The organism is Kitasatospora sp. NPDC001603 (assembly GCF_040298365.1).
Taxonomy (GTDB): domain Bacteria; phylum Actinomycetota; class Actinomycetes; order Streptomycetales; family Streptomycetaceae; genus Kitasatospora.
The window spans coordinates 47,955-72,485 of sequence record NZ_JBEPAA010000042.1 but is presented as its reverse complement, the minus strand read 5'-3'; the positions used below and the strand labels follow the sequence as shown (position 1 = coordinate 72,485).

The window sequence follows — 24,531 nt, the reverse complement described above, 5'->3', positions numbered from 1 at the left end:
GAGGGACGGAGGATCGGGCCATGGGCGACGCGTCGGTGAGGGCCACGGGATGGGCCCGCTCATTCCCCATCGCGGGCGCCCGAACGGACCGGGTGGGCGCCGCCTCGTGACACCGCGGCGCCGCGGGCCGTCGGGGCCGACTACTCGGTGACCCCGGCGGCCTCGTCGGCCGCCGCCCCCCGGGCGGGCACCCCGTCGGCCGGCACCACCGGCTTCGGGCTCCAGCGCTGTTCGACGCCGGCGAGGCGCCAGTAGGCGATCGCCGCCCCCCAGACCACCACGAACAGCCCGACGATCGCGTAGCCGACGTTGTCCAGCGAGATGTCCGCGATCCAGCCGCTCACCGGGTCGGTGAGGTCCAGCTTCTCGTGCAGCACGGCGACCAGCTCGATGGTGCCGATGATGAACGCCACCGCGATCGACAGCCCAGTGATGGTCAGGTTGTAGTACACCTTGCGCACCGGGTTGGAGAACGCCCACTGGTACGCGAAGTTCATGAACGTCCCGTCCAGCGTGTCGAACAGGCTCATCCCGGACGCGAACAGCAGCGGCAGGCAGACGATCGCGTACCAGGGCAGCCCGGCGGCCGCGCCGGAGCCGGCCATCACCATCAGGGTCACCTCGGTCGCGGTGTCGAAGCCGAGGCCGAGCACCATGCCGACCGGGAACATCTGGCCGGGCCGGGTGATCGAGCGGGTCGCCCGGTTCAGCACCCGGGCCATCAGACCGCGCGAGTTGAGGTGCTCCTCCAGCTCGGCCTCGTCGAACCGACCGGCCCGCATCGACCGGAACACCTTGAGGATGCCGAACAGCGCCGCCAGGTTGAGCGCGCCGATCAGGTAGAGGAAGACACCGGACGCGGAGGTGCCGACCACACCGAGCCACTGGTGCGTGGTGGACTCGTCGTCCATCAGCGTGCTGGCCAGCTGGGCGCCGCCCGCCACCAGGGCGGCCATCAGGACCACCATCGAGGAGTGGCCGAGCGCGAACCAGAAGCCCACCGAGACGGGCCGCTTGCCGTCCGCCATGAGCTTGCGGGTGGTGTTGTCGATCACCGCGATGTGGTCGGCGTCGAAGGCGTGCCGCATGCCGAGGGTGTAGGCGGTGATGCCCAGGCCCACCCCGAAGACCTGGGTACCGACCTCGTACTTCTCCGGGGCGACCAGGAAGATCAGCGTCCCGAACGCCACTACGTGCATGGCCAGGATCACCCCCATCAACCCGGCCGTGCGGAGGGTGTCCTCGCGCCGCCAGCGGAAGCTCGGCAGGGCGGAGGACGCCGCGGGAGCAGCGGCGGTTTCGGGCAGGGTCATCTTCGGATCACGCTCCAGCACCTCGTGGAAAGACGTTCGTGAGATGCCGTGGCCGGTCTCCTGGCTGACGGGGCTTCCGGATCCGCCTTCCCAGGCGCGCGAGGCGCCCAGTGGCGTCGTGGATACGGACGACTCCCCCGATCACAGTGGCGAGGGCCGCTCCGGACTCCGGACCCTGAGGGTCCGTCACCGGTCTTCCCGAACACCACGGCGGGCAACACCGTAGGGGGCCGCACCTCACCCTTGCAAGGCTGCGCACCTGCGCAGGTGTCCAGGATCACAGCCACGGGCTGCAACAATGTCCGCATGCATCTCGTACCGGCCGACCGCGCGGGCCACCGCACCATCGACGGGCACCGGGTCTGCGAGGCCATCGCCGCGATCGGCGACCCCGGGCACGTCCGGTCCTGGGCCGAGCGGTTCTCGCTGCTCGCTGACCCGGGGCGGCTCGCCCTGCTGCTCGCCCTGCACCGGGCCGGGCCGCTCGCCGTCACCGACCTGGCGGTCGCCACCGGCATGCGCGACCCGGCCGTCTCGCAGGCGCTGCGGCTGCTGCGCACCGCGGGTGTGGTCACCGGCGACAAGGACGGCCGCGTGGTGCGCTACCGGCTCGTGGACGAGGCCCTGCGCCCCCTCCTCGACGAGTGCGCCGCCGCGGACCATCACGAGCACGGCGAGCCCGCCACCGGGAGCGACGCCACCGGCGGCGAGCCCTCCGCACCCCGGGCCGCCGCGGCCGGCTGACCGGCTCCCGGCTGACCGGCTCCGCCCGCGGAACACCGACCCGGCGCCCCGGGCCGTCGCGCCCGGGGCCCGCCTCACCCCTCCCGCACCAGCCGTTCGAAGCGCTCCAGCGAGCGCCGGGCCAGCGGGTCCGTCGCGGGCCGCAGGGCCCGGTCGAGCAGGCCCGCGCCGGGGAGCCGGAACGCGCCGAGGAAGGCGAAGCGGGTGCCTCCGGCCTCGGGGCGGGCCGCCATCCCGCCCAGCAGGAAGCGGCTGCGCATCAGGCACCACCCCGGCGTCAGCTCGACGTCGAAACGGGCCCGCAGCCGGGTGTGGCCGGTCACCAGCGCCTCCCGCCCTGGCGGTCGCCCGTACCGGGGCGGACGGCTGACCGCGCCCTCCCCCGGCAGCCCCGCGACCGCCCGCGGTGCCGCCCGGACGGCGCCGGGCAGCCGGCGCCGCCTCAGGCCCCCTGGCAGGTGGGGCACCAGAAGAGGTTGCGCGCGGCGTGCGCCTCGGTCCGGACCTCGGTGCCGCAGACCAGGCAGGGCATGCCGGCCCGGCGGTAGACGTAGACCTCGCCGCCGTGGTCGTCCACCCGCGGCGGACGGCCCATCGCCTCGGGGGTGTGCTCGGGTCGGACGGTGTCGATCCGCCCCGCGCCGACGCCCTCGCGCATCAGCGCGACCAGGTCGGCCCAGACGGCGTCCCACTCGGCCCGGCCGAGGTCGCGCCCGGCCCGGTGCGGGTCGATGCCGTGCCGGAACAGCACCTCGGCGCGGTAGACGTTGCCCACGCCGGCCAGCACCTTCTGGTCCATCAGCAGTGCCGCGATCGTCGTCCGGCTGCCGGATATCCGCCGCCAGGCCGGCTCCGGGTCGGCGTCGGCCCGCAGCGGGTCGGGGCCGAGGCGCGCCGCGACGGCGGCCTTCTCGGCGTCGGTGATCAGCGCACAGGTGTTGGGACCGCGCAGATCGGCGTAGGCGTCGTCGTTCGCCAGGCGCAACCGGACCAGGCCGACCGGCTCGGGCGCGGGGCCCTCCCCGAAGGCGAACCCACCGTAGAGGCCGAGGTGGATGTGCACCCAGGCGTCGTCCTCGAAGCCGAGGAAGAGGTGCTTGCCGATGGCCTCCGCCCCGGTCAGCACCTGCCCGTCGACCAGCTTCGCGCCGTCCGCGAACCGGCCCTGCGGACTGCTCGCACGGACCGGGCGGCCGCCGAAGGCCATGGCGTTCTCGGCGGCGAGGCGGTGGATGATGTGGCCTTCCGGCACGGGCGTCAGCTCCCCCGGGTGTGCGACAGGATGCCCCCATCATCGCAGCCCGCACCGACAGGCCCGGCCGGGCCGCCGGCCGTCGCGGGCTCCCGGAAGGCGGTACCGAATCCGCGCGCGGGGCAGCGCCGGAGCCGCCCGGAACAGCCCCGGGCGGCCCGGGCCTCAGCGGACCGGGATGCCCATCAGCCGGGCCAGGATCACCCGGTCCAGCTCGGCGGCGGTGGCCGCGACGTCCAGCTGGGAGTTGTCGATGATCGGCAGCCCGGAGTTGTACCAGCCGGCCATCCGGCCGTGGATCCGGGCCACCTCCTCGTCACTCAGCCGCCGGTTGCCACTGCGCCGGGCGTTGCGGCTCAGCACGGAGTCCAGGCTGGGCAGCAGCACGACCGGGATCATCCCCGGGCCGATGTGCCGCTTCCAGCCGCCGAGGCCGATCGCCGGGCGGTCCGGGAAGACCGCGTCGTCGATGATGCAGGAGATGCCGTTGGCCAGGTAGTTGCGGCAGGCGAAGCCGCAGGTGCGGCGGGCCAGCCGGTACTGCGCCTCGGAGGCGTTGTTCCAGCCGGACTGCGGGTTGGCGAAGCCGGACTGCACCCACTCGCGGACGTCGTCGAGGCTGATGTGGGCGGTGGGCGTGGGCCGCCGCTCGGCCCAGTGCCGGGCGACGGTGGTCTTGCCCGCGCCGGCCGGTCCGATCAGCAGCACGGCCAGTGGCCCGGACGGCAGGTGCGGCTGCGCGGGGTGGACCGGGAGCTGGACGGGCGCGCCGGACGGCAGCAGGAAGTGCCCGGTGGCGCCGGCCGGAACCGGCGCGGGCGCCGCGGCGGTGGGAGCCGACGGCGGCACGGGCCGCGCCGGCGCGGGCGGTGCGACGGGGGCCGCCGGGGTACCGGCCGGCGGCACGACCGGGCGACCGGCGTACGGGGGCCGACCGGCGGGCTCGCGCGCGGACCGGTCCGCGCCGTGGCGGACGGATTCGGCGTGGGCCGCCGCCCGCGGCACTCCCCGGGACGCGCCCGGCGCGCCACCGGCGGGCGGTGCGACGGTGGCACTGCCGGAGTACGGCGGGGCCGGCGGAGCGACGGGACGTGGGGGGACTTGTCCACCCCCGGCGTACTGCGTCACGGTCACCTCCCGACTTCTTTCAGCGGGGACACTACACGGCGGTCCCGCAGCGGGCACAGTCCGCCGCCGGGCCGCTGACGAGGGCCGGGGTACCGGATCGGGCCGGCCGGGGCCGCGCCGATCCGGTACCCCGGCCCGGGTGTCAGCGTGCGGTGAGCTGCCCGCCGAGCGCCCGCAGTGCCAGCTCGTACGAGCCCAGGCCGAATCCGGCGATGGTGCCGGAGGCGACCGCGGCGATCACCGAGGTGTGCCGGAAGGTCTCCCGGGCGTACGGGTTGGAGATGTGCACCTCGATCAGCGGCGCGGTCCGCTGGGCGGCGGCGTCGCGCATCGCGTACGAGTAGTGGGTGAAGGCCCCCGGGTTGATCACCACGGGCACCCCGCCGTCGGCCGCCTCGTGCAGCCACTCCACCATCTGCTGCTCGGAGTTGGTCTCGTGCACCTCGACCTCGAAGCCGAGCTCCTTGCCGAGCACGGTGCAGCGCTCGACCAGCCCGGCGTAGGAGGTGGCGCCGTAGACGTCCGGCTCGCGGCTGCCCAGCCGGCCGAGGTTGGGGCCGTTGAGCACCATCACCCGGGTCACGAGGAGACCTCCGCGTAGGCGGCGACCAGCAGGGACGGGTCGGGGCCCTCCAGCATGGAGGTCCGGCCGAGGCCGTCCAGGACGATGAAGCGCAGCAGGTCGCCGCGCGACTTCTTGTCGATCTTCATGGCGTCCAGCAGCTTCGGCCAGGCGTCCGCGCGGTAGCTCAGCGGCAGGCCGACCGAGGCCAGCACGGTGCGGTGCCGGTCGGCCGTCTCGTCGTCCAGCCGGCCGGCCAGGCGGCCGAGTTCGGCGGCGAAGACCATCCCGATCGAGATCGCCGCGCCGTGCCGCCACTTGTAGCGCTCGTTGCGCTCGATGGCGTGGCCGAGGGTGTGGCCGTAGTTGAGGATCTCGCGCTGGCCGGACTCCTTGAGGTCCCCGGAGACCACGTCGGCCTTGACCTGCACGGCCCGCCGGATCAGCTCGACGGTGTGCGGCCCGGCGGGGCTCCTGGCGCCCTCCGGGTCCGCCTCGATGAGGTCCAGGATGACCGGGTCGGCGATGAAACCGCACTTGATGACCTCGGCGAGGCCGGAGACGTAGTCGTGCCGGGGCACCGTCTCCAGGGTGTCGAGGTCCGCCAGCACGCCCACCGGCGGGTGGAAGGCGCCGACCATGTTCTTGCCCTCGGCGATGTTGATGCCGGTCTTGCCGCCCACCGCCGCGTCCACCATGCCGAGCAGCGTGGTGGGCATGGACACCCAGCGCACCCCGCGCAGCCAGGTGGCCGCCACGAAGCCGGCCAGGTCGGTGGTGGTGCCGCCGCCGAGGCCGACGATCACGTCGCTGCGGGTGAAGCCGGTCTGGCCGAGCACCGACCAGCAGTACGCGGCGACCTCGGCGCTCTTGGCGTCCTCGGCGTTGGGCACCTGGAGGACGATCGCCTCGTAGCCCTCGCCCAGCAGGTCCTCGCGGATGGCGTCGGCCGTGGCGGCCAGTCCTTCGGGGTGGATCAGCGCGACCCGCTTGGCGCGGGTCCCGATCAGCTGCCCCAACTCGCCGAGCAGCTGGTGTCCGATCAGCACGTCGTACGGGTCGTGGCCCGCGCTGCCGCCGACGTGAATCCTGACGATGTCACTCATGGGGGGTCTTCAGCTCCAGTGCTTCCATTACGGCGTCCGCGACCTGCCCGGGGGTGCGGCCCGCGGTGTCGACGACGGCGGTGGCCACCTCCAGGTACAGGGGCCGACGCGCCTCCATCAACTCACGCCAACGCGCCCGCGGGTTGACCGCGAGCAGCGGCCGCGGCGCGTCCAGCCCCACCCTCCGGACGGCGTCCGCCGGCGGGACCTCCAGGAACACCACCGGCAGCTCGCGCAGCAGCGCCCTGGTGGCCTCGGCCATCACCGCACCGCCCCCCAGCGCCAGCACGCCGTCGTGGTCCCGGGCGGCGCTGCGCACCGCGGCAGCCTCCAGCTCGCGGAAGTGCGGCTCGCCCTCGTCGATGAAGATCTCCGGGATCGGCTTGCCGGCCGACCGTTCGACATCGGCGTCGGTGTCCCGGAAGGCGACGCCCAGGCGCTCGGCGAGGTCCCGTCCGACGGTGGACTTGCCACTGCCGGGCGGGCCGACCAGCACCACCAGGGGCGCGCTCATCGGACGATCAGGTTGTCCAGGTACCCCTGGACGTTGCGGCGGGTCTCGCTGACGTGGTCGCCACCGAACTTCTCGTTCACCGCGTCCGCCAGCACCAGCGCGACCATCGCCTCGGCGACGATCCCCGCCGCGGGCACCGCGCACACGTCGGAGCGCTGGTGGTGGGCCTTGGCCGGCTCGCCCGTCCGCACGTCCAGCGTCTGCAGCGCGCGCGGCACGGTCGCGATCGGCTTCATCGCCGCCCGCACCCGGAGCAGCTCGCCCGTCGACAGGCCGCCCTCGGTACCGCCCGACCGGCCCGACGTCCGCTTGACGCCCTCCGGGGTCGGCACGATCTCGTCGTGCGCCTGCGAACCCGGCACCCGGGCCAGCTCGAACCCGTCGCCGACCTCGACGCCCTTGATCGCCTGGATCCCCATCAGCGCGGCGGCCAGCCGCGCGTCCAGCCGGCGGTCCCAGTGCACGTGCGAGCCGAGGCCGACCGGCACGCCGTAGGCCAGCACCTCGACGACCCCGCCCAGGGTGTCGCCGTCCTTGTGGGCCTGGTCGATCTCCGCGACCATCGCCTTCGACGCGTCGGCGTCCAGGCAGCGCACCGGGTCCTCGTCGAGGCGCGCCTCGTCGGAGGGCAGCGGCAGCACCCCGGCGGGGGCCTTCGCGCCCGCCAGCTCCACCACATGGCTGACGATCTCGATCCCGCAGGTCTCCTTGAGGTAGGCGCGCGCGACCGCGCCCAGCGCGACCCGGGCCGCCGTCTCCCGGGCGCTCGCGCGCTCCAGGATCGGCCGGGCCTCCTCGATCGAGTACTTCTGCATGCCCGCCAGGTCCGCGTGGCCCGGCCGGGGGCGGGTCAGCGCCTCGTTGCGGGCCAGCCCCGCCAGCACCTCCGGGTCGACCGGATCGGCCGACATGACCTGCTCCCACTTCGGCCACTCGGTGTTGCCGACCATCACGGCCACCGGGCTGCCCATGGTCTCGCCGTGCCGCACGCCGCCGAGGAAGGTCACCTCGTCCTGCTCGAACTTCATCCGGGCGCCACGGCCGTAGCCCAGCCGTCGGCGCGCCAGCGCCTCGGCCACCACCGCGGTGGTCACCGGAACACCGGCGGGCAGGCCCTCCAGCGTCGCGACCAGTGCCGGACCGTGCGACTCCCCCGCCGTCAGCCAGCGCAACGTACCCAACGGAGCTCCTTCATCAGCGGACCGGTCACGGCACTTGCCATGACCCGCCCGGGCGTGCTTCCTCTGTCCCTGGATCCTTTCATGCCGTCGGCATGCCCGGGAGCAGAGTCCGGGTGACGGACAGCAACCGGTCGACCCTCGGACGCGGTGGCCGGCGGAGCACCCGGGCCCCGCCGGGAGCACGGCCGGACCCCTCGCCGCGGCACGGCACGCCGGGGTGGCACGACACGCTGGACGGGCACGTCAGGTCGAGCCGGCACGACGCGCCAGGGTGGCACAGCACGCCCTTCCGGCACGACACGCCGATGTGACACAGCGCGCCGATCCGGCACGACACGCCACCCCGGCACGACATGCCCGGGCGGCACCGCCCGCCGCCCCGCGCGCACCGCGTCAGCGGCCGGCGAGCGCCGCCTCACCCGCGGCCCGGATGGCCGCCAGCGGCCCGGGCGCGCGGCCGGTGAACCGCTCGTTCTGCAGGACCGCCTGGTGGACGAGCAGGTCCAGGCCGCCCAGCACGGCGGCGCCGCGCTCGGCGCAGGCGGCGGCCAGCGCCGTCGGCCACGGGTGGTAGAGCACGTCGAACAGCGCGCCGGGCGCGGCGGGCAGCCCGGCGGCGAACGCGTCCGTCGCCCCCGCGGGCGTGGTCGATACCGTGAGCGGCTGCGCGAGCGCCTCCGCGCCCCGCTCCCAGTCGGCGGTGCGCACGGTCACCCCCAGGCGCTCACCCAGCTCGGCCATCTCCCGGGCCCGCTCGGCGCTGCGGACGTAGACCGTCACCTCGCCGGTGCATATCTGGGCCAGCGCCGCCAGCGCCGACGAGGCGGTGGCCCCGGCACCCAGCACGGCCGCCCCCGCCACTTCGGTGATGCCGCGCTCGCGCAGGGCGTTGACGAGGCCCGGGATGTCGGTGTTGTCCCCGGTGCGCCGCCCGTCGGCGGTGAAGACCACCGTGTTCACCGCGTCGACCGAGCGCGCGGTCGCGCTCACCTCGTCGAGCAGCGGGATGACCGCCCGCTTCAGCGGCATGGTGAGCGACAGGCCCGCCCACCGCTCCGCGTCCAGTCCGGCGAGGAAGCCGGGCAGCCCGGCCTCGTCCACCTCGAAGGCGTCGTAGCGCCAGCCGTCCAGCCCGAGCGCCGCGAAGGCGGCGCGGTGCAGGTGCGGCGAGAGCGAGTGGGCGATCGGCGAGCCGAGGACGGCGGCCCGGTGCTTGCTGGTCAACGCTGCTACTCCGTGAACTACTGGCCCGTCAGGGCTACTTGGTGGTGCAGTGGACGGCCACCTTGTCGAAGCCCTGGCCGGCCGCCTTGCAGTACTCCTCGACATCGGCCGCGAACTGCTTGTCCGTCTCCGAGAAGCGGGTGTTCTTCGGGTCCATCGCGATGAAGTACAGCCACTTGCCGTCCGCCGGGTTCAGCACCGCCTTGAGCGCCGCGTCACCCGGGTTGGAGATCGGCCCGGGCGGCAGGCCCGCGTTGATGTAGGTGTTGTACTTGTTGGAGGCGTCGTTGATGTCCTTCTTGTCCAGCACCTTGCGGCCCAGCGAGTACTGCAGCGTGGTGTCCATGCCGAGCTTGCCGTCGATCTTGCCCGTGTCGGCCAGCCGGTTCTGGATCGTCCGGGCCATCTTGGCGAAGTCGTCGGGGTTGTTGCCCTCGGCCTGGAGGATGCTCGCCTCGATGACCACCTCGTAGCCGGTCTTGAGGCCGATCTTGGCGGCCTCCGCGTCCAGCCCCGCGTAGCGGTCGACGGCGTTCTTCACCATCTGCTTGAGCAGGTCCTCGGGCTTCATGCCCGAGGCGATCGAGTAGCGGGCCGGCCAGAGGAAGCCCTCGATGTTGCCGTTGGCGTACGCGGGCAGACCGAGGCTGCCCAGCTGCGCCTTGGCCACCTCGGCCGTGGTGCCCTTGGCCAGCTGCAGCTTGTCGTCGATCTTGGCGTAGGTGGCGGCGGCCGTCAGCCCCTCCTGGACGATCAGCTTCTCACCGCCGTTCGCCTCCACCAGGTTGGTGACGGCGGCCTCGGCCGACATCTCCTTGGGCATGGTGTAGGTGCCGTACTGGATGGTGGTGCACTTCGGGTTCTTCCCGCACGCCTGGGTGAAGGCCTCGATGCTCTTGACCACGCCGGCCTCCTTGAGCGTCTTGCCCATCTCGGCCCCGACGGCACCCTTCTTGATCTCCACCATGACCGAGCCGCTGCCCTGGCCGGTGAAGTCCGGGGGCGGCCCGAAGTGGTCCTGGTAGAAGCCGTACCCCCACCAGCCCGCGCCGGCCACGCCGCCGACCATCACCAGCGCGACCAGCAGGCAGGCGCCACCGTTGCGGCGGCCGGACTTCTTGCCCTTCTCCTTGCGCTTCTTCTTGCCCTCGCGGGAGTTGTCCTCCTCGCCGAGGAAACCGTTCTGGTCGTCCCCGCCGTCCTCGGCGTAGTCGTCCTGGTGCTCGTCCCACTCGACCTCGGCCTGCTCGGGCTCGGCCTCCGCCGGCCGGCCGCCGGCCTCCAGCGCGGCGGCCTCCGCCTCCCAGTCGATGCCGTCCGGGCCGGGACCGGCGGGCCGCTCGGGCTCGGGCTGCCGGCGTCGCGAGGCCCGCCCGCCCGGCACCTGCCCGCCCGGAGCCTGCTCGCCCGGCACCCGCTGCTGACCGGGCTGCTGCGGCATCCCGGGCTGGGAAGCGCCCTGCTGCGGCATCCCGGCCTGGGACGCGCCCTGCTGGTTCATGCCCGACTGCGGCATACCCGCCTGCGGCATGCCCTGCTGCGGCATGCCCTGCTGCGAGTACCCCTGCTGCTGCCCCTGGTACCCGGGGGCGCTCTGCTGCTGCCCGGGGAACCCCTGCTGCGGGTAGCCCTGCTGCTGGTCCTGGTACCCCTGCCCACCCGGGAAGCCCTGGCCCCCGCCGTGCCCCTGCTGCGGGTACCCCTGCTGGTCGCCGAAGGCCTGACCGCCGTACTGCTGGGCCTGCTGGGCCTGCTGCTGTCCCTGCGCGAACTGCTGTCCCCCGTACTGCTGGGGCTGCTGGGGCTGGCCGCCCGGGTACGCCTGCTGCGGGTAGCCCTGCTGGGGGTAACCCTGCTGCTGCGCGGCCTGCTGCATCTGCTGCGGGTAGCCCTGCTGGTCGACGAAAGCCTGACCGCCGTACTGCTGGGGCTGCTGCCACTGGTCGTCCGTCGGCCCGGGGACCGGCTGCTGGCCGCCGTACCCGGGGTCACCGGGGTGCCACGGCTCGGAGCCCTGGGGGCCGTAGCCCCGACCCAGATCGGTCATTGATCCCCTTACACCGACGGAGACGGCCGGAGGATCGGACCGGCCGTCCGGGACGGCGTCCCGGCTGATTCTCGAACCGGCGTGCTACTGCAGCGCCTGGAGGGAGACGTTACCGTACCGCAGCCTGGCCTCCGGCAGGGGCGATGTGCCCTCACTGCCCGCCCGGAGCGGTCGGCGCACCCGTCGGCTGACTGCCGCTCGCCCCCGCGGAGGCACCGCCCGAACCGCTCGCCGACGGGCTCGGCTGCGCGGCCCGGGCGGCGTTGAACTCGGCCACGTTGCGCTGCTGCACTTCGAAACTGTCGGTGAACCGGGTGTCCCCCGGCTTCACGGTGACGAAGTAGAGCCAGTCCCCCTGCGCCGGGTCCACCGCCGCCATGATCGCCTGCCGCCCGGGGTTGCCGATCGGCGTCGGCGGCAGTCCGGTGTGCAGATACGTGTTGTACGGGGAGTCCAGCTTGGTCTCCGTGACGGTGGTGTTCAGCGTCGAGCGCCCGAGCGCGTAGTTGATCGTGGAGTCCAGTTGCAGCGGCATGTTCTTGGCCAGCCGGTTGTAGATCACCCGGGCCACCTTGGCCATGTCCTCGGTGTTGTCCGCCTCGCCCTGCACCATGCTGGCGATGGTCACCAGCCCGTACAGGCTCTGCCCGAGGTTCTGCGCGACGACCTCCGCGTCGTCCCGGGCGAACTCCTTGCCGGCCCGCTCCACCATCTGCTTCAGCAGGTCCACCGCGGTGGTCCCGTCGGTCACGCTGTACGTCGCGGGGAAGAGGTACCCCTCCGGGCTGCCCTTGGCGAACTCCGGCAGCCCCAGCTCGGCGCCCTGCTCCTGGGCGGCCCGCTGCGTGGTGCCCTCGGGCAGGTCCAGCTTCTTGTCGATCGCCGTGTAGATCTGGTTGCCGCGCCAGCCCTCGGGGATGGTCAGGCCGTTGGCGTTGGCGGGGTCGACCAGGATCGCCAGCGCGGCGGCCGCCGACATCTTCTGCTTCAGCGTGTAGGTGCCGGGCTGGATCCGCCCGGCGGCGGCCGCGCTGCCCTTGGCCGCCCGGGTGAAGGCCAGCGAGCTGGCCACCACGCCGTTGCGCACCAGCGCGGAGGCGATCTGGGTGAGCCCGGCGCCCTCGGGCACCGAGACCTGGACGTCGCCGGTGCCCGCCCCGTGGTAGTCGGCGGCGGCCGGCGGCTTCTGCTGTCCCTGCAGCCAGGTGTACCCGGTCAGACCGGCCCCGCCGAAGACGACCACCAGGGCGAGCGCGGTCAGCCCGCAGGCGAGCCCGTTGCGCCGGCGGTGCGGATCCGGCGCATCGTGGCGAGGACGGGGCGCACCCGGCGGACGGCCCTCGGGTTCGAGCACCGGCGCACCGAGGTGGCCGGGTGTGAGCCCGGGCGTGAAGTCCTGGTCGGTCATTGCGCCCCCTCGGCGGTCCCGGAACGAGCAGAAGGGGCCCGTGCGGACGCGTCCGCACGGGCCCCTTCACCGGGACGTTAGATCAGGCCGGTCAGCCGGCCGCCTCGACGCTCTCACCGGGCGGGCGTCCGCTCACCCGTTCGGACTCAAGGGCGGTCTGCAGGATCACCACCGCGGCGGCCTGGTCGACCACCGAGCGGCCCTTCTTGGCCTTGACCCCGGAGGCGCGCAGCCCGTGGGTGGCCGTGACGGTGGACATCCGCTCGTCGACCAGCCGGACCGGCACCGGGTAGAGCCGGTTGGCCAGCCGGGTGGCGTACCCGCGGACCTTCTCCGCCGCCGGGCCCTCCTTGCCGCTGAGCGAGCGCGGCAGGCCGACGATCACCTCGATCGCCTGGTACTCGTCGGCGATGGCGGCGATCCTGGCCTGCGACTTCACCCCGGCGGGGACGGTCTCCACCGGCGTGGCGAGCACCCCGTCGGGGTCGCAGGACGCGACCCCGATCCGGGCGTCACCGACGTCGACGGCGATCCGCCGCCCGCGGCGGAAGGGCGGCCTCTCCTCCTGGTCCATCAGCTGGCGCGCTCCGCGACCAGACCGCGCACCGCGGCGATGGCCTCGCCGACCGCGCCCGCGTCGGAGCCGCCGCCCTGGGCGACGTCGTCCTTGCCGCCACCGCCGCCGCCGAGGGTCTTGGCGGCGACCCGGACCAGCTCGCCGGCCTTGATGCCGCGCCCGCGCGCGTCCTCGTTGGTGGCGATCACGGTCAGCGGGCGGTCGTTGGCCACCGTGAAGGCGGCGACCACGGCCGGCCGCGAGCCGAGCCGGCCGCGCACGTCCAGGACGAGCTTGCGCAGCTCGTCGGCGCCGGTGCCGTCGGCGACCCGGGCGGCCACCACGGCGATGCCCTGGACGTCCTCGGCGGAGTCGGCCAGACCCGCGGCGGCGGCCAGCACCTTCTCGGCGCGGAAGCGCTCGATCTCCTTCTCGGCGTCCTTGAGCTTGGCGAGCATCCCCGAGATCTTCTCCGGCAGCTCCTCCGGGCGGCCCTTGACCAGCTCGGTCAGCTGGGCGACCACGGTGTGCTCACGGGCGAGGAACTTGTAGGCGTCCACGCCGACCAGCGCCTCGACCCGGCGCACGCCGGAGCCGATCGAGGACTCGCCGAGCAGCTTCACCAGGCCCAGCTGGGCGGTGTTGCCGACGTGCGTGCCGCCGCAGAGCTCCTTGGAGAAGTCCCCGATGGTGACGACGCGGACCGAGTCGCCGTACTTCTCCCCGAACATCGCGATGGCGCCGGCCTTGCGGGCCTGGTCCATCGTCATGACCTCGGCGGTGACGTCCAGCTCGCGGGTCAGCACGTCGTTGATCTTCTGCTCGACGTCGACCAGCACGCTGCCGGGCACGGCGGCGGGCGAACCGAAGTCGAAGCGGAAGCGGCCGGGGGCGTTCTCGGAGCCGGCCTGGGCGGCCGTCGGGCCGAGCGCGTCGCGCAGCGCCTGGTGGGTCAGGTGGGTGGCCGAGTGGGCGCGGGCGATGGCCCGGCGGCGCTCGATGTCGATGGTGGCGTACGCCGAGGCACCGAGCACGACCTCGCCGAACAGCACGCCGCCGGAGTGCACCGTCACGCCCGGGACGGGCTGCTGCACGTCGCGGATCTCCACCACGGCGCCGGAGTCCAGCCGGATCCGGCCGTGGTCGGCGAGCTGGCCGCCGCCCTCGGCGTAGAACGGGGTGCGGTCGAGGATGATCTCGACCTCGTCGCCCTCGCTCGCGGCCGGCGCCGGGACGCCGTCCACCAGCAGGCCGACCACGGTGGCCTCGCCCTCGGTGAGGTTGTAGCCGGTGAAGACGCTGGCGCCGGACTTGTCGGCGACCTCGCGGTACGCGGCGACGTCGGCGTGGCCCATCTTCTTGGCCTTGGCGTCGGCCTTGGCACGGTCCCGCTGCTCCTGCATGAGGCGGCGGAAGCCGGCCTCGTCGACCTGGAGGCCCTGCTCCTCGGCCATCTCCAGGGTCAGGTCGATCGGGAACCCGTAGGTGTCGTGCAGCTTGAACGCCTGCTCGCCGGAGAGCACCGCGCCGCCGGACTGCTTGGTCTCGGTGACCGCGGTGTCCAGCAGGGTGGTGCCGGCCTTCAGGGTCTGCAGGAAGGCCGCCTCCTCGCCGGTGACGACCGTCTCGATGCGCTTGCGGTCGGCCTCCAGCTCCGGGTACTGCGGGGCCATCGCCTTGATCGCGACCTCGGTCAGGTCCTTGGCGACCTGGCCGGTGGCGCCCAGCAGGCGCATGTTGCGGATGGCGCGGCGCAGGATGCGGCGCAGCACGTAGCCGCGGCCCTCGTTGCCGGGGGTGACACCGTCGCCGATCAGCATCAGCGCGGTGCGGATGTGGTCGGTGACCACGCGCAGCGAGACGTCCGACTTGTGGTCGGCGCCGTAGCTGTGACCGGTCAGCTCGGCGGCGCGGTCGAGGATCATCCGGCTGGTGTCGATCTCGAAGAGGTTGTCGACGCCCTGCAGGATGGCGGCGAGGCGCTCCAGGCCGAGGCCGGTGTCGATGTTCTTGCTCGGCAGGTCGCCGAGGATCTCGAAACCGTCCTTGCCGTCACCGTGGCCGCGCTCGTACTGCATGAAGACCAGGTTCCAGATCTCCAGGTAGCGCTCGCCGTTGACGGCCGGGCCGCCCTCCTCGCCGTACGCGGGGCCGCGGTCGTAGTTGATCTCCGAGCACGGGCCGCACGGGCCGGGGACGCCCATCGACCAGAAGTTGTCCTTCATGCCGAGGCGCTGGATGCGCTCGGAGGGCACGCCGATGACGTCGCGCCAGATCTGCTCGGCCTCGTCGTCGTCCTTGTAGACGGTGATCCAGAGCTTCTCCTTCTCCAGGCCGTAGCCGCCGTCCGCGACGGGAGTGGTGAGCAGCTCCCACGCGAACTTGATGGCCCCTTCCTTGAAGTAGTCGCCGAAGGAGAAGTTGCCGCACATCTGGAAGAAGGAGCCGTGCCGGGTGGTCTTCCCGACCTCCTCGATGTCCAGGGTGCGCACGCACTTCTGGACGCTGGTGGCCCGGGAGAACTGCGGCTTGACCTCGCCGAGGAAGTACGGCTTGAAGGGCACCATGCCGGCGTTGACCAGCAGCAGGGTGGGGTCGTCGGCGACCAGGGACGCCGACGGAACGACGGTGTGGCCGCGCTCCTCGAAGAAGCGCAGCCAGCGGCGGCGGATCTCTGCCGACTCCATTAGTGGTCCTTCCGGTTCGGGGTACCGCCCGGCTGCGGCAGTGCGCGGCCGGGCGTCTTTTCGATGGCTGGGGTGGTGCGCGCACCGTCGGACGATGCGCGGGCACTGCTGGACGAAGGCAGGGCGGCGGCCGGGCTGCCGGGCGCCGCCGAGATAGCTCGGTACTGCGGCTCGCCGCGCAGGACCCGGCGCCGGGGCTCGACGACGGCGGTGCCGTCCAGTCCGAGGTCCTCGCGCAGCTGCTCCTCGCGCTCGGCCATGCCCGCCTTCACGTCCTGGGCGAACCGCTTGGCCGCGTCGCCCAGGTGCAGCGCGCCGCGCGCGGCGGTGCCGGAGAGGCTGTCCGGGGTGAGCCGGTGCACGGCCTCGTTGGCCTTGTTCATGGCCCAGACGGTGGCACCGGCGCCGACCGCCATCCAGAAGATGCGTCGCACCATGCCGTCAGCCCCTCACCGCGCGCCGGACCCGGGCGAGCAGGCCGCTCTTGGCCGTCGTCGCGGCACGCACCTCGGCCCGGATCAGCCGGGCCAGCTCCTCGCGCTCGCTCGGCTGGGTGGGCAGCGTCACGGTGCCGTTCTGCTTGGCGACGGCCTTGCGGACGCCGTAGCTGAAGGCCGCGACCTTGACCAGCGGCCCGCCCAGGGTGGCCGCGACGGTGGAGGAGAGCGCCTGGGCGTTGGCGGCGGCGTCCTGGACGTTGGCGGTGATCTCGTCCACCCGCTCCAGCTGCTCGTTGGCGCTGCGCACGGCGGCTCCGGCCTCGGTCAGCAGCGGCACGGCCTGCTCGGTCACGGCGGAGACCAGGACGGCGGCCTCCTTGAGCACCCGCGAGAGGTGCACCAGCACGACGGCGAGCAGGGTGACCAGGACCGCCCAGAACACGGCGACGAGCAAGCCGGCCAGCTCTCCCACGGACACCTTGTGCGCTCCCTCGCCTTGCTGTTCTCCGAAGGAGACCCTATCGCGACCACGGCCGGTTTCCGGACCGGATATCGGCCGGGGCGTCCCCGGGCCCGCCCCCGCGGATCCGGTCCGGTGTACGAGCCGCGCGCGTAACCTACCGGCCGGTCACCTCGTTCTGCCGGACGGGCCGTCGCCGGGGCGGCCCGCGGGCACGCCCGAACCGCGACGGTCCGGGCCCGGAGACGGGAGCAGCGCTTGGCCGCGGACCCGACAGCACGGCCCGGAGCGGGGGCGGCGCGGCGGGAGCCGGCGCCCGGCCGGCTCCCGGCCGAGGTGACCAGCTTCGTCGGCCGGCAGCGGGAGCTGACCGAGCTGGCCCGGCTGCTGGCCGCCGCGCGGCTGGTCACGGTGACCGGCCCGGGCGGCGTGGGCAAGAGCCGGCTTGCCCTGCGCGCGGCGGCCCGGGCGGCCGGCGCCTTCCCGGACGGCACCTGGCTGGTCGAGGTCGCCCCCGTGCAGGACCCGCTGCTGCTCGGCCACGCCGTGCTGGAGGCGCTTCGGCTGACCGACGGCACCCCCCGGCCGCCGCTGGACGTGCTGACCGAGCAGCTCGCCGGGCGCCGCACGCTGATCGTGCTGGACGGCTGCGAGCACCTGGTGGACGCCTGCGCGGAGCTGGTCGACGCCCTGCTGCGGGCGCTGCCCGGCCTGCGGGTGCTGGCCACCAGCCGGGCGGCGCTGCGCGCCCCGGGCGAGCACCTGCTCGTCCTGGCGCCGCTGCCGGTGGGCCCGGTCGGCCCCGGCGTACTGCCGGACGCGGTGCGGCTGTTCGCCGACCGGGCCCGGGCGGTGCTGCCCTCCTTCGAGATCACCGCGGCCTCCGCCGAGGGGATCGCCCAGCTCTGCCGCCGGCTGGACGGCATCCCGCTGGCCGTCGAGCTGGCGGCCGGCCGGCTGCGGTCGCTCTCGGTCGCGCAGATCGACGCCCGGCTGGGCGACCGGTTCCGCCTGCTCACCGGCGGCGCCCGGACGGCGCTGCCGCGCCACCAGACGCTTCGCACGACCATCGGGTGGAGTCACGAACTCTGCACGCCGCAGGAACGTTTGCTCTGGGCCCGGCTCTCGGTCTTCACGGGGAGCTTCGACCTGGAGGCCGCCGAGTACGTCTGCGCCGGCGACGGCATAGAACCGGAGGACCTGCTCGACCTGGTGTCCGAGCTGATCAACAAGTCGGTGCTGCTCCGGGTGTCGACCCCCGGCCGGCCGGCCGAGGAGGGGGGCGGCGTAAGGTTCGGGCTGCTGGACACCCTGCGCGAGTACGGCCTGCGGTGGCTGCGCTCGACCGGTGAGGAGCGGCGGCTGCGGCGCCGCCACCGGGACTGGTACCTGGGCGTGGCCACCTGGGGCGAGGTCGAATGGTTCGGCCCCCGGCAGGCGGAGACCGCCGAGCGCACCGAGCTCGCCCACCCCAACCTGCGGGCGGCGCTGGAGTTCTGCCTGGCCGAACCGGGCGAGGAGCAGCTCGCCCTGCTGCTGGCGAGCACGCTCTGGTTCTACTGGGTCGGCTGCGGCCACCTCGGCGAGGGCCGGCACTGGCTGGACCGCGCGCTCGCCCTCGACCCCGAGCCGACCGAGGCCCGCGCCAAGGCGCTCTGGGTCACCGGGTACATGGCGACCCTCCAGGGCGACCTGCTCACCGCGCGCCCGGCCCTGGAGGAGTGCCGCCGCCAGGCGCTGGACACCGGCGACGACCGGGCGCTCGCCTACGCCGTCCACCGGCAGGGCTGCGCCGCGCTGATCGGGGACGAGCCGGCCCGTGCCGCCGAGCTCTTCGAGGAGGCGCTCTGGCACTACCGGACGATCGGCGAGCTCAACAGCAACGTCCTGATGGCCATGTTCGAGCTGGGCATCGCCTACCTGTTCCAGGGCGACCAGGACAGCGGCGAGTTCTGGCTCGGCGAGGTCCGCGAGCTCTGCGAGGAGCACGGCGAGCAGTGGGCGTACGCCTACGGGCTCTACGCGCTCGGGTACTCGCACTGGCTGGACGGCGAGGTCCGGCTGGCCCGGGCGCGGGCCCGCGAGAGCGTCCGGCTCAACCACCTCTTCCACGACCTGCTGGGCATCGTGCTGGCGATCGACCTGCTGGCGCTGCTGGAGACCGAGCCCACCGGGCCCGGCCGGCCGGGCGACCTGCGCGAGGCCCGGGTGCTGCAGGGCGCCGCGCACCGGATCTGGCAGGCGGTGGGCAAGCCGTTCTTCGGCTCGCGCACCTTCAACGGCCCCCACCGGCACTGCGAGGAGCGGGCCAGGGCCGGGCTGACCGAGCAGGAGTTCACCGAGTGCTTCGACCACGGCGCCCGGCTGGACCTCGACGCCGCCGTCCACCGGGCGCTCGGCGGCGACGGCCGCGCGGGCGGTCCGGGCCGGCTGCCGGGCCCCTTCCCGGTGCCGCCGGCGCCGCACCCCTCACCGGCCAGGAATAGTTGAATCTTGTCCATTGCTACACCGGTCGGCACCTCCCGGCACCCCCGCCGGGCGGACGCCCGGAAGGAGCAATCGTGGCCACCAACACCGCCGACGAGTACCGCCTCGCGACGTTCTACTTCGACTCCAAGGCGTACACCGACGCCGCCCGCATGCTGGAGGGCGTCCTCGCCGAGGAGCCGGCCAACCTGTCGGTCCGGCTGCTGCTGGCCCGCAGCTACTTCCACTCGGCCCAGCTCTCCCGCGCCGAGGCCGAGCTGCGCCGGATCCTGGACGCCCACCCGGCCGAGGACTACGCCCGGCTGATGCTGGGCCGGACCCTGGAGCGCCAGGGCCGCGCCGAGGAGGCCCGCCCGCACCTGCGGCTGGCCGCCGCGATGACCGGCGAGGACGACTGAGCACAACCCGGGAGCACCCGGGAACGGGACGAGCCCCCGCCGCCTCGAAAGGCGACGGGGGCTCGCTGGGTACGGCAGGCGTACCGCTCGCGGGTCAGCGCGAGTAGTACTCGACGACGAGCTGCTCGTCGCAGATCACCGGGACCTCCTTGCGCTGCGGCGCGCGGTCCAGGCGGAAGGCCAGGGCCTTCAGGTTGACCTCGAGGTACTTCGGGGTCTGGCCCTCGCCCGCGTAGCCACCCTCACGGGCGACCTGGAACGGGACCTTCTCCTTGCTGCGCTCGCGAACGGTCACGACGAAGCCCGGCTTCATCTGGTACGACGGCTTGTTGACCTTGCCGCCGTTGACCTCGATGTGACCGTGGACGACCATCTGACGGGCCTGGTAGATGGTGCGGGCAATGCCCGAACGCAGCACCAGGGAGTCCAGACGGGTCTCCAGCTCGGCGACGAGCGCCTCACCGGTCTTGCCCTCGGCCTTCTTCGCGCGGTCGAACGCGCGCGCCATCTGCTTCTCGCTCAGGTCGTACTGGGCGCGCAGACGCTGCTTCTCGAGCAGACGGACCTTGTAGTCCGAGTTCTGCTTGCGGCCACGGCCGTGCTGGCCGGGCGGGTACGGGCGGGCCTCGAAGTACTTGACGGACTTCGGGGTCAGCGGCACGCCGAGCGCACGCGCGATCTTGACCTTGGGACGCTTCTGGTTCGCCATGAACCAAACCTTCCTTGCTTACGAATACGGCTTCACCAGGTGTTGACGGAGGTCGCTCCTCGCGGTCCGGAGACAACCGCACCGCCCGGGGGCAGTGCGATCAGCCGCTCTCCACGACCGGGCACGGATGTGCAAGCACACGAGTGGCCCACCGAACCTGGGTTGGTGGGCTGCACGCGACACCGAAACGGTGCGCGACGCTCCTGGGGCCTCCCGGAGGAGACCACGGCCCTTGCCCCGCTGGTGCGGCCGGTCGGTCAGGGTCTCCCCTGCCGCCGCGCCCGGGACACGGCACTCCGGACGAGTATACCCGCCGATCACTCGCCCTTGAGCCGGCCCCTGGTCCACTCCACGATGTCCGCGTACCGGGCCTCCCCGCCGTGCCGGGTCGGCCGGTAGTACGCCTTGCCGTGCACGGCGTCCGGCGCGTACTGCTGCGCCGCGATGCCCTCCGGCAGATCGTGCGGGTACTGGTAGCCCTGGCCGTGCCCGAGCTTGCCCGCGCCGCCGTAGTGCGCGTCCCGCAGGTGCGGCGGCACCGCGCCCGCCAGGCCCTGCCGGACGTCCGCCAGCGCCGCGTCGATCGCCAGGTAGGCGGCGTTGGACTTGGGCGCCAGCGCCAGTGCGATCGCCGCCTGGGAGAGGATGATCCGTGCCTCCGGGAAGCCGATCAGCGCCACCGCCTGGGCCGCCGCGACCGCCGTGGCCAGCGCCGTCGGGTCGGCCAGGCCGACGTCCTCGCTGGCCGAGATCATCAGCCGCCGGGCGATGAACCGCGGGTCCTCCCCCGCCTCGATCATCCGGGCCAGGTAGTGCAGGGTGGCGTCCACGTCACTGCCCCGGATCGACTTGATCAGCGCGCTGGCCACGTCGTAGTGCTGGTCGCCGTCCTTGTCGTAGCGCACCGCGGCCTGGTTCACGGCCGTCTCGGTGGTGGCCAGCGTGATGCTCGCCTCGCCCTTCTCCAGCGCCGCCCCGGCGGCCGCCTCCAGCGTGGTGAGCGCCCGCCGGGCGTCCCCGCCGGCCAGCCGGACCAGGTGGTCCTCGGCCTCCGGGGTGAGCTCCAGCGCGCCCTCCAGACCGCGCTCGTCGGCCACCGCGCGGTGCAGCAGGGCGCGGATGTCCTCGTCCGTCAGCGACTCCAGCGTGAGCAGCAGCGAGCGCGACAGCAGCGGGGAGATCACCGAGAAGTACGGGTTCTCGGTGGTGGCCGCGATCAGGGTGACCCAGCGGTTCTCCACGGCGGGCAGCAGCGAGTCCTGCTGGGCCTTGGAGAAGCGGTGGATCTCGTCCAGGAAGAGCACCGTCTCCCTGCCGTTCATGCCGACCGCCCGGCGGGCGCCGTCGATCACCGCGCGGACCTCCTTGACGCCCGCGGTGATCGCGGACAGCTCCACGAAGCGGCCCTCGACGGACTGGCTGATCACGTGCGCCAGGGTGGTCTTGCCGGTACCGGGCGGCCCCCAGAGGATCACCGAACTGGTCGCCGCCGGGCCGCGCGAGCCCGACACCAGCCGGCGCAGCGGCGAGCCCGCCTTCAGCAGCTGCCGCTGCCCGGCGACCTCGTCCAGGGTGCGCGGGCGCATCCGCACGGCCAGCGGGGCCCGGCCGGGCTCCTTGGCCTGGCGTTCCTCGGCGGCGGCGGTGAAGAGGTCCGGTTCGTCCACACCGGAAGCCTATGCGAGCCGACCGACACCCCGGCCCGGCCGCCGCGGGGAACTGTCGGGCGGCCGGGCCTACCCGATCCGCGCCGAGTGGTCCGGTACGTACTTCTGCAGGTCCCGCGGCGGCCGCTGGTAGCCGCGCGACTCCGGGCGGGCCGGCAGCTCGATCCGCCGCGGCGCCACCTCGTGGTACGGGACGGTCGAGAGCAGGTGGGCGATCATGTTGAGCCGGGCCCGCCGCTTGTCGTCGCTCTCCACCACGTTCCACGGCGAGTCCGGGATGTCGGTGTAGACGAACATCTCGTCCTTGGCCCGCGAGTAGTCCTCCCAGCGGCTGACCGACTCGACGTCCATCGGCGACAGCTTCCACCGCCGCATCGGGTCCTCCAGCCGGTCCCGGAACCGCCGCTGCTGCTCGGTGTCGCTGACCGAGAACCAGTACTTGCGCAGCAGGATGCCCGACTCGATCAGCATCCGCTCGAACATCGGGCACTGGTGCAGGAACTGCCAGTACTGCTCGTCCGTGCAGAAGCCCATCACCCGCTCGACCCCGGCCCGGTTGTACCAGCTGCGGTCGAACAGCACGATCTCCCCCGCGGCCGGCAACTGCTCGACGTAGCGCTGGAAGTACCACTGGGTCCGCTGGCGCTCGGTGGGCGTGGGCAGCGCCGCCACCCGGGCGATGCGCGGGTTCAGGTACTCCGTCACCCGCTTGATCGCGCCGCCCTTGCCGGCCGCGTCGCGCCCCTCGAAGACGACCACCAGCCGGGCGCCCTCGGCCCGCACCCACTCCTGGAGCTTCACCAGCTCGTTCTGGAGCCTCAACAGCTCCCGCTCGTACGGCTTCTTCGCGAGCCGCTCCCGCCGGTGCTCCGGCCCGGTACCGGGATCGCGCTCGGCCTTGGCTGCCACCTGGGTGCCTCCGTTCGGCAAAGGCTGATGAGCACTCACCGTAGGCGCAACCCCGGGTTCCCGCAGGCCGGGCGCCGGCCCGGCAGCGGCGGCCCCCTGAACCGCCGCTGCCGGACTCCCCCGTGGCCGGCCCGCGAGGGCCGAGTGATCAACCCTGTCGTAGACCTGCCGGGCCGGTCCAATATCCCGTTCCATAACCTTGGGGCATGGATGTGGACACCCGACTGCTGCGGAGCTTCGCCGCGGTCTGCGAGGAGGGCCAGCTGACGGCCGCCGCGGCCCGGCTGTTCGTCTCGCAGCCGACCCTCACCAAGCAGATCCGCCAGCTGGAGGCCCTGCTCGGGGTGGAGCTGTTCGAGCGCTCGCGCCGGGGCATGGCGCCCACCCACGCCGGCCGGGCCCTGGCCGAGCGCACCGGGCCGGTGCTGGCCGGCTGGGACGACGCGCTGCGCGCCACCCGGGCGGCGGCGGCCGAGCAGGGCTCGACGCTGCGGGTGGGCTTCGAGGGCGGCAGCATCAACCTGATGACCCGCAGCACGGTGACGGACTTCACCCGGCGGATGCCCGGCTGGCAGGTGGAGCTGCGGCAGAACAACTGGTTCGACCCGACCTCGGGGCTCGCCACCGGGGAGATCGACCTGACGCTCTGGCACGCCCCGCCGTCGCTCTCCGAGCAGTACAACGTCGCGGTGCTGGGCGAGGAGCCGCGCTGCGTGGCGCTGCCGGCCGGGCACCGGTTGGCGGGCCACCAGGTGATCCGGTTCGAGGACCTGCTGGACGAGCCCTTCGTCGCGATCCCGCTGGAGGCCGGGCACTGGCGCGACTACTGGCTGGCGGTCCCGGAACGGCGCGGGCGACCGGTGCGGATCGGCGCGGTGGCGCACAACTCCGACGAGTGGCTGGCCGCGGTGGTGTGCGGTCAGGGCGTCGGCTTCGCCCCGGAGGCGATGAGCAGGCTGGCGGCGCGGGAGGATGTCGCGTACCGGCCGGTGCGGGGGCTCAGCCCGAGCCTGGTCGGGCTCTACTGGCCGATGGGCCGCGAACTGACGCCCGCCATGGCCGCGTTCGTGCGCAGCTGCCGGGCCACGGTCGGGTTCTCGGCCGGCCCGGCGGTCCCGGGCCAGGCGGAGTGAGCCGGACGGAGCCGGTCCGGCGCGTACGGGGGCGGACCGGGTCGGGTCAGACCGCCTCGAAGGGCTCCGGGTAGCGGCAGAGCCCGCGCGGACCGCCGTCGTAGGCCGGCAGGGCGAGGGTCTGGAAGTAGGCCTCCGGCACCTCGAACGGGCCGGTGACCTCGTGCCGGCCCGCCGGCGCGAAGCCGAACCTGCCGTAGTAGTCCGGATCGCCGAGGACGACGACGAGCTTCTCCGCCGCCTCCTCCGCGGCCGTCAGCGCGGCCCGGACGACCAGCTCGCCGACGCCCTTGCGCTGCCACTCCGGGGCGACCGCGACGGGCGCGAGCGCCAGGCCCCGGCCGTCGCCGACCGCCAGCCGGGTGAGCAGCGCGTGGCCGACCACCAGCCCGGCCTCGTCCACCGCCACCACGGACAGCTCGGGCAGCCAGGCGGGGTCGCGGCGCAGCGCGTCCACCAGATCGGCCTCGTCGGGGCCGGGGAAGGCCGCCATGTGGACCCGTCTGGTGGCGGGTGCGTCCTCGGGACACTCGATTCTGGTGGTGACCTTCATGGGGGAGCCTCTCTCCGTCGCACACCGTTGTGGACCGGCCCCGGACGGCGGGT

Annotated in this window: 22 protein-coding genes, 1 pseudogene and 1 riboswitch; of the genes and pseudogenes, 4 read left to right on the top strand and 19 right to left on the bottom strand. The window is 73.6% G+C overall.

The window, feature by feature from the left end:
* Window positions 1-140: 140 nt before the first annotated feature.
* On the bottom strand, window positions 141-1,313 hold the full coding sequence (nicT, locus tag ABT263_RS24890) for a Nickel transporter NicT (protein ID WP_352293315.1): 1,173 nt from the start codon (window positions 1,311-1,313) through the stop codon (window positions 141-143).
* Window positions 1,314-1,346: 33 nt separating this feature from the next.
* Window positions 1,347-1,538, bottom strand: a riboswitch (cobalamin riboswitch).
* Window positions 1,539-1,619: 81 nt separating this feature from the next.
* Between nicT and ABT263_RS24885 the strand changes: the two are divergent.
* Window positions 1,620-1,958: pseudogene (locus tag ABT263_RS24885) on the top strand (ArsR/SmtB family transcription factor); the annotation flags it as partial.
* A 173-nt stretch (window positions 1,959-2,131) separates the two neighbouring features.
* Here the strand turns inward: ABT263_RS24885 and ABT263_RS24880 are convergent.
* The 14 genes from ABT263_RS24880 to ABT263_RS24815 all read right to left on the bottom strand — a co-directional run bounded on the left by ABT263_RS24880 (window position 2,132) and on the right by ABT263_RS24815 (window position 16,640).
* Complete coding sequence (locus tag ABT263_RS24880) at window positions 2,132-2,380, bottom strand: hypothetical protein (RefSeq protein ID WP_352293312.1); 249 nt, start codon at window positions 2,378-2,380, stop codon at window positions 2,132-2,134.
* 119 nt (window positions 2,381-2,499) lie between these two features.
* Window positions 2,500-3,309 (bottom strand): Fpg/Nei family DNA glycosylase, encoded by an 810-nt coding sequence (locus tag ABT263_RS24875; RefSeq protein WP_352293310.1) that lies wholly within the window; start codon window positions 3,307-3,309, stop codon window positions 2,500-2,502.
* 165 nt (window positions 3,310-3,474) lie between these two features.
* The gene (locus tag ABT263_RS24870; protein ID WP_396489633.1) at window positions 3,475-4,158 is read right to left on the bottom strand and encodes an AAA family ATPase; all 684 of its coding nucleotides are present in this window, start codon (window positions 4,156-4,158) and stop codon (window positions 3,475-3,477) included.
* 421 nt (window positions 4,159-4,579) lie between these two features.
* Window positions 4,580-5,008, bottom strand: a complete 429-nt coding sequence (aroQ, locus tag ABT263_RS24865; protein ID WP_329492047.1) for a type II 3-dehydroquinate dehydratase — start codon at window positions 5,006-5,008, stop codon at window positions 4,580-4,582.
* 8 nt (window positions 5,009-5,016) lie between these two features.
* Complete coding sequence (gene aroB, locus ABT263_RS24860) at window positions 5,017-6,105, bottom strand: 3-dehydroquinate synthase (RefSeq protein ID WP_329486792.1); 1,089 nt, start codon at window positions 6,103-6,105, stop codon at window positions 5,017-5,019.
* Window positions 6,098-6,619, bottom strand: coding sequence for a shikimate kinase (locus ABT263_RS24855; RefSeq protein WP_352293308.1), 522 nt, complete (start codon window positions 6,617-6,619; stop codon window positions 6,098-6,100). Before ABT263_RS24855 ends, aroB begins: the two co-directional genes overlap by 8 nt.
* Window positions 6,616-7,800 carry a chorismate synthase gene (gene aroC / locus ABT263_RS24850; RefSeq protein ID WP_329486794.1) on the bottom strand — a complete coding sequence of 395 codons (1,185 nt, stop codon included), beginning with the start codon at window positions 7,798-7,800 and terminating at the stop codon, window positions 6,616-6,618. Before aroC ends, ABT263_RS24855 begins: the two co-directional genes overlap by 4 nt.
* A 393-nt stretch (window positions 7,801-8,193) precedes the next feature.
* Complete coding sequence (locus tag ABT263_RS24845; protein ID WP_352293306.1) at window positions 8,194-9,024, bottom strand: shikimate dehydrogenase; 831 nt, start codon at window positions 9,022-9,024, stop codon at window positions 8,194-8,196.
* Window positions 9,025-9,058: 34 nt separating this feature from the next.
* A complete protein-coding gene (gene mltG, locus ABT263_RS24840) occupies window positions 9,059-11,071 on the bottom strand; it encodes an endolytic transglycosylase MltG (protein ID WP_352293304.1) in 2,013 nt (670 codons plus the stop codon).
* A gap of 151 nt (window positions 11,072-11,222) precedes the next feature.
* Window positions 11,223-12,479, bottom strand: a complete 1,257-nt coding sequence (gene mltG / locus ABT263_RS24835) for an endolytic transglycosylase MltG (protein ID WP_352293302.1) — start codon at window positions 12,477-12,479, stop codon at window positions 11,223-11,225.
* A gap of 91 nt (window positions 12,480-12,570) precedes the next feature.
* Window positions 12,571-13,053 carry a Holliday junction resolvase RuvX gene (gene ruvX / locus ABT263_RS24830; RefSeq protein WP_329486798.1) on the bottom strand — a complete coding sequence of 161 codons (483 nt, stop codon included), beginning with the start codon at window positions 13,051-13,053 and terminating at the stop codon, window positions 12,571-12,573.
* A complete protein-coding gene (alaS, locus tag ABT263_RS24825; RefSeq protein ID WP_352293300.1) occupies window positions 13,053-15,722 on the bottom strand; it encodes an alanine--tRNA ligase in 2,670 nt (889 codons plus the stop codon). Before alaS ends, ruvX begins: the two co-directional genes overlap by 1 nt.
* Window positions 15,722-16,159: a DUF6167 family protein gene (locus ABT263_RS24820; RefSeq protein WP_352293298.1), complete on the bottom strand. Its 438-nt coding sequence runs from the start codon at window positions 16,157-16,159 to the stop codon at window positions 15,722-15,724. Before ABT263_RS24820 ends, alaS begins: the two co-directional genes overlap by 1 nt.
* A gap of 4 nt (window positions 16,160-16,163) precedes the next feature.
* A complete protein-coding gene (locus ABT263_RS24815; protein WP_329486801.1) occupies window positions 16,164-16,640 on the bottom strand; it encodes a DUF948 domain-containing protein in 477 nt (158 codons plus the stop codon).
* A gap of 318 nt (window positions 16,641-16,958) precedes the next feature.
* Here ABT263_RS24815 and ABT263_RS24810 point away from each other — a divergent pair, with 318 nt between their 5' ends.
* Entirely contained in the window at window positions 16,959-19,112 is a 2,154-nt protein-coding gene (locus ABT263_RS24810; protein WP_352293296.1) for an ATP-binding protein, read from the top strand.
* Window positions 19,113-19,183: 71 nt separating this feature from the next.
* A complete protein-coding gene (locus tag ABT263_RS24805) occupies window positions 19,184-19,507 on the top strand; it encodes a tetratricopeptide repeat protein (RefSeq protein ID WP_329486803.1) in 324 nt (107 codons plus the stop codon).
* 94 nt (window positions 19,508-19,601) lie between these two features.
* Here the strand turns inward: ABT263_RS24805 and rpsD are convergent, their stop codons facing one another.
* The 3 genes from rpsD to ppk2 form a co-directional block, all read right to left on the bottom strand.
* Window positions 19,602-20,216 (bottom strand): 30S ribosomal protein S4, encoded by a 615-nt coding sequence (rpsD, locus tag ABT263_RS24800; RefSeq protein ID WP_063346792.1) that lies wholly within the window; start codon window positions 20,214-20,216, stop codon window positions 19,602-19,604.
* A gap of 317 nt (window positions 20,217-20,533) precedes the next feature.
* Window positions 20,534-21,883 (bottom strand): replication-associated recombination protein A, encoded by a 1,350-nt coding sequence (locus ABT263_RS24795; protein WP_329486804.1) that lies wholly within the window; start codon window positions 21,881-21,883, stop codon window positions 20,534-20,536.
* A gap of 69 nt (window positions 21,884-21,952) precedes the next feature.
* Window positions 21,953-22,708, bottom strand: a complete 756-nt coding sequence (ppk2, locus tag ABT263_RS24790) for a polyphosphate kinase 2 (protein ID WP_380386276.1) — start codon at window positions 22,706-22,708, stop codon at window positions 21,953-21,955.
* Between the two features lie 290 nt (window positions 22,709-22,998).
* On the opposite strand from ppk2, the gene ABT263_RS24785 reads away from it, so the two are divergent.
* The gene (locus tag ABT263_RS24785) at window positions 22,999-23,925 is read left to right on the top strand and encodes a LysR family transcriptional regulator (RefSeq protein ID WP_352293291.1); all 927 of its coding nucleotides are present in this window, start codon (window positions 22,999-23,001) and stop codon (window positions 23,923-23,925) included.
* A gap of 46 nt (window positions 23,926-23,971) precedes the next feature.
* On the opposite strand, the gene ABT263_RS24780 is transcribed toward ABT263_RS24785, so the two are convergent.
* Window positions 23,972-24,478, bottom strand: coding sequence for a GNAT family N-acetyltransferase (locus tag ABT263_RS24780; RefSeq protein WP_329486807.1), 507 nt, complete (start codon window positions 24,476-24,478; stop codon window positions 23,972-23,974).
* Window positions 24,479-24,531: the final 53 nt, after the last annotated feature.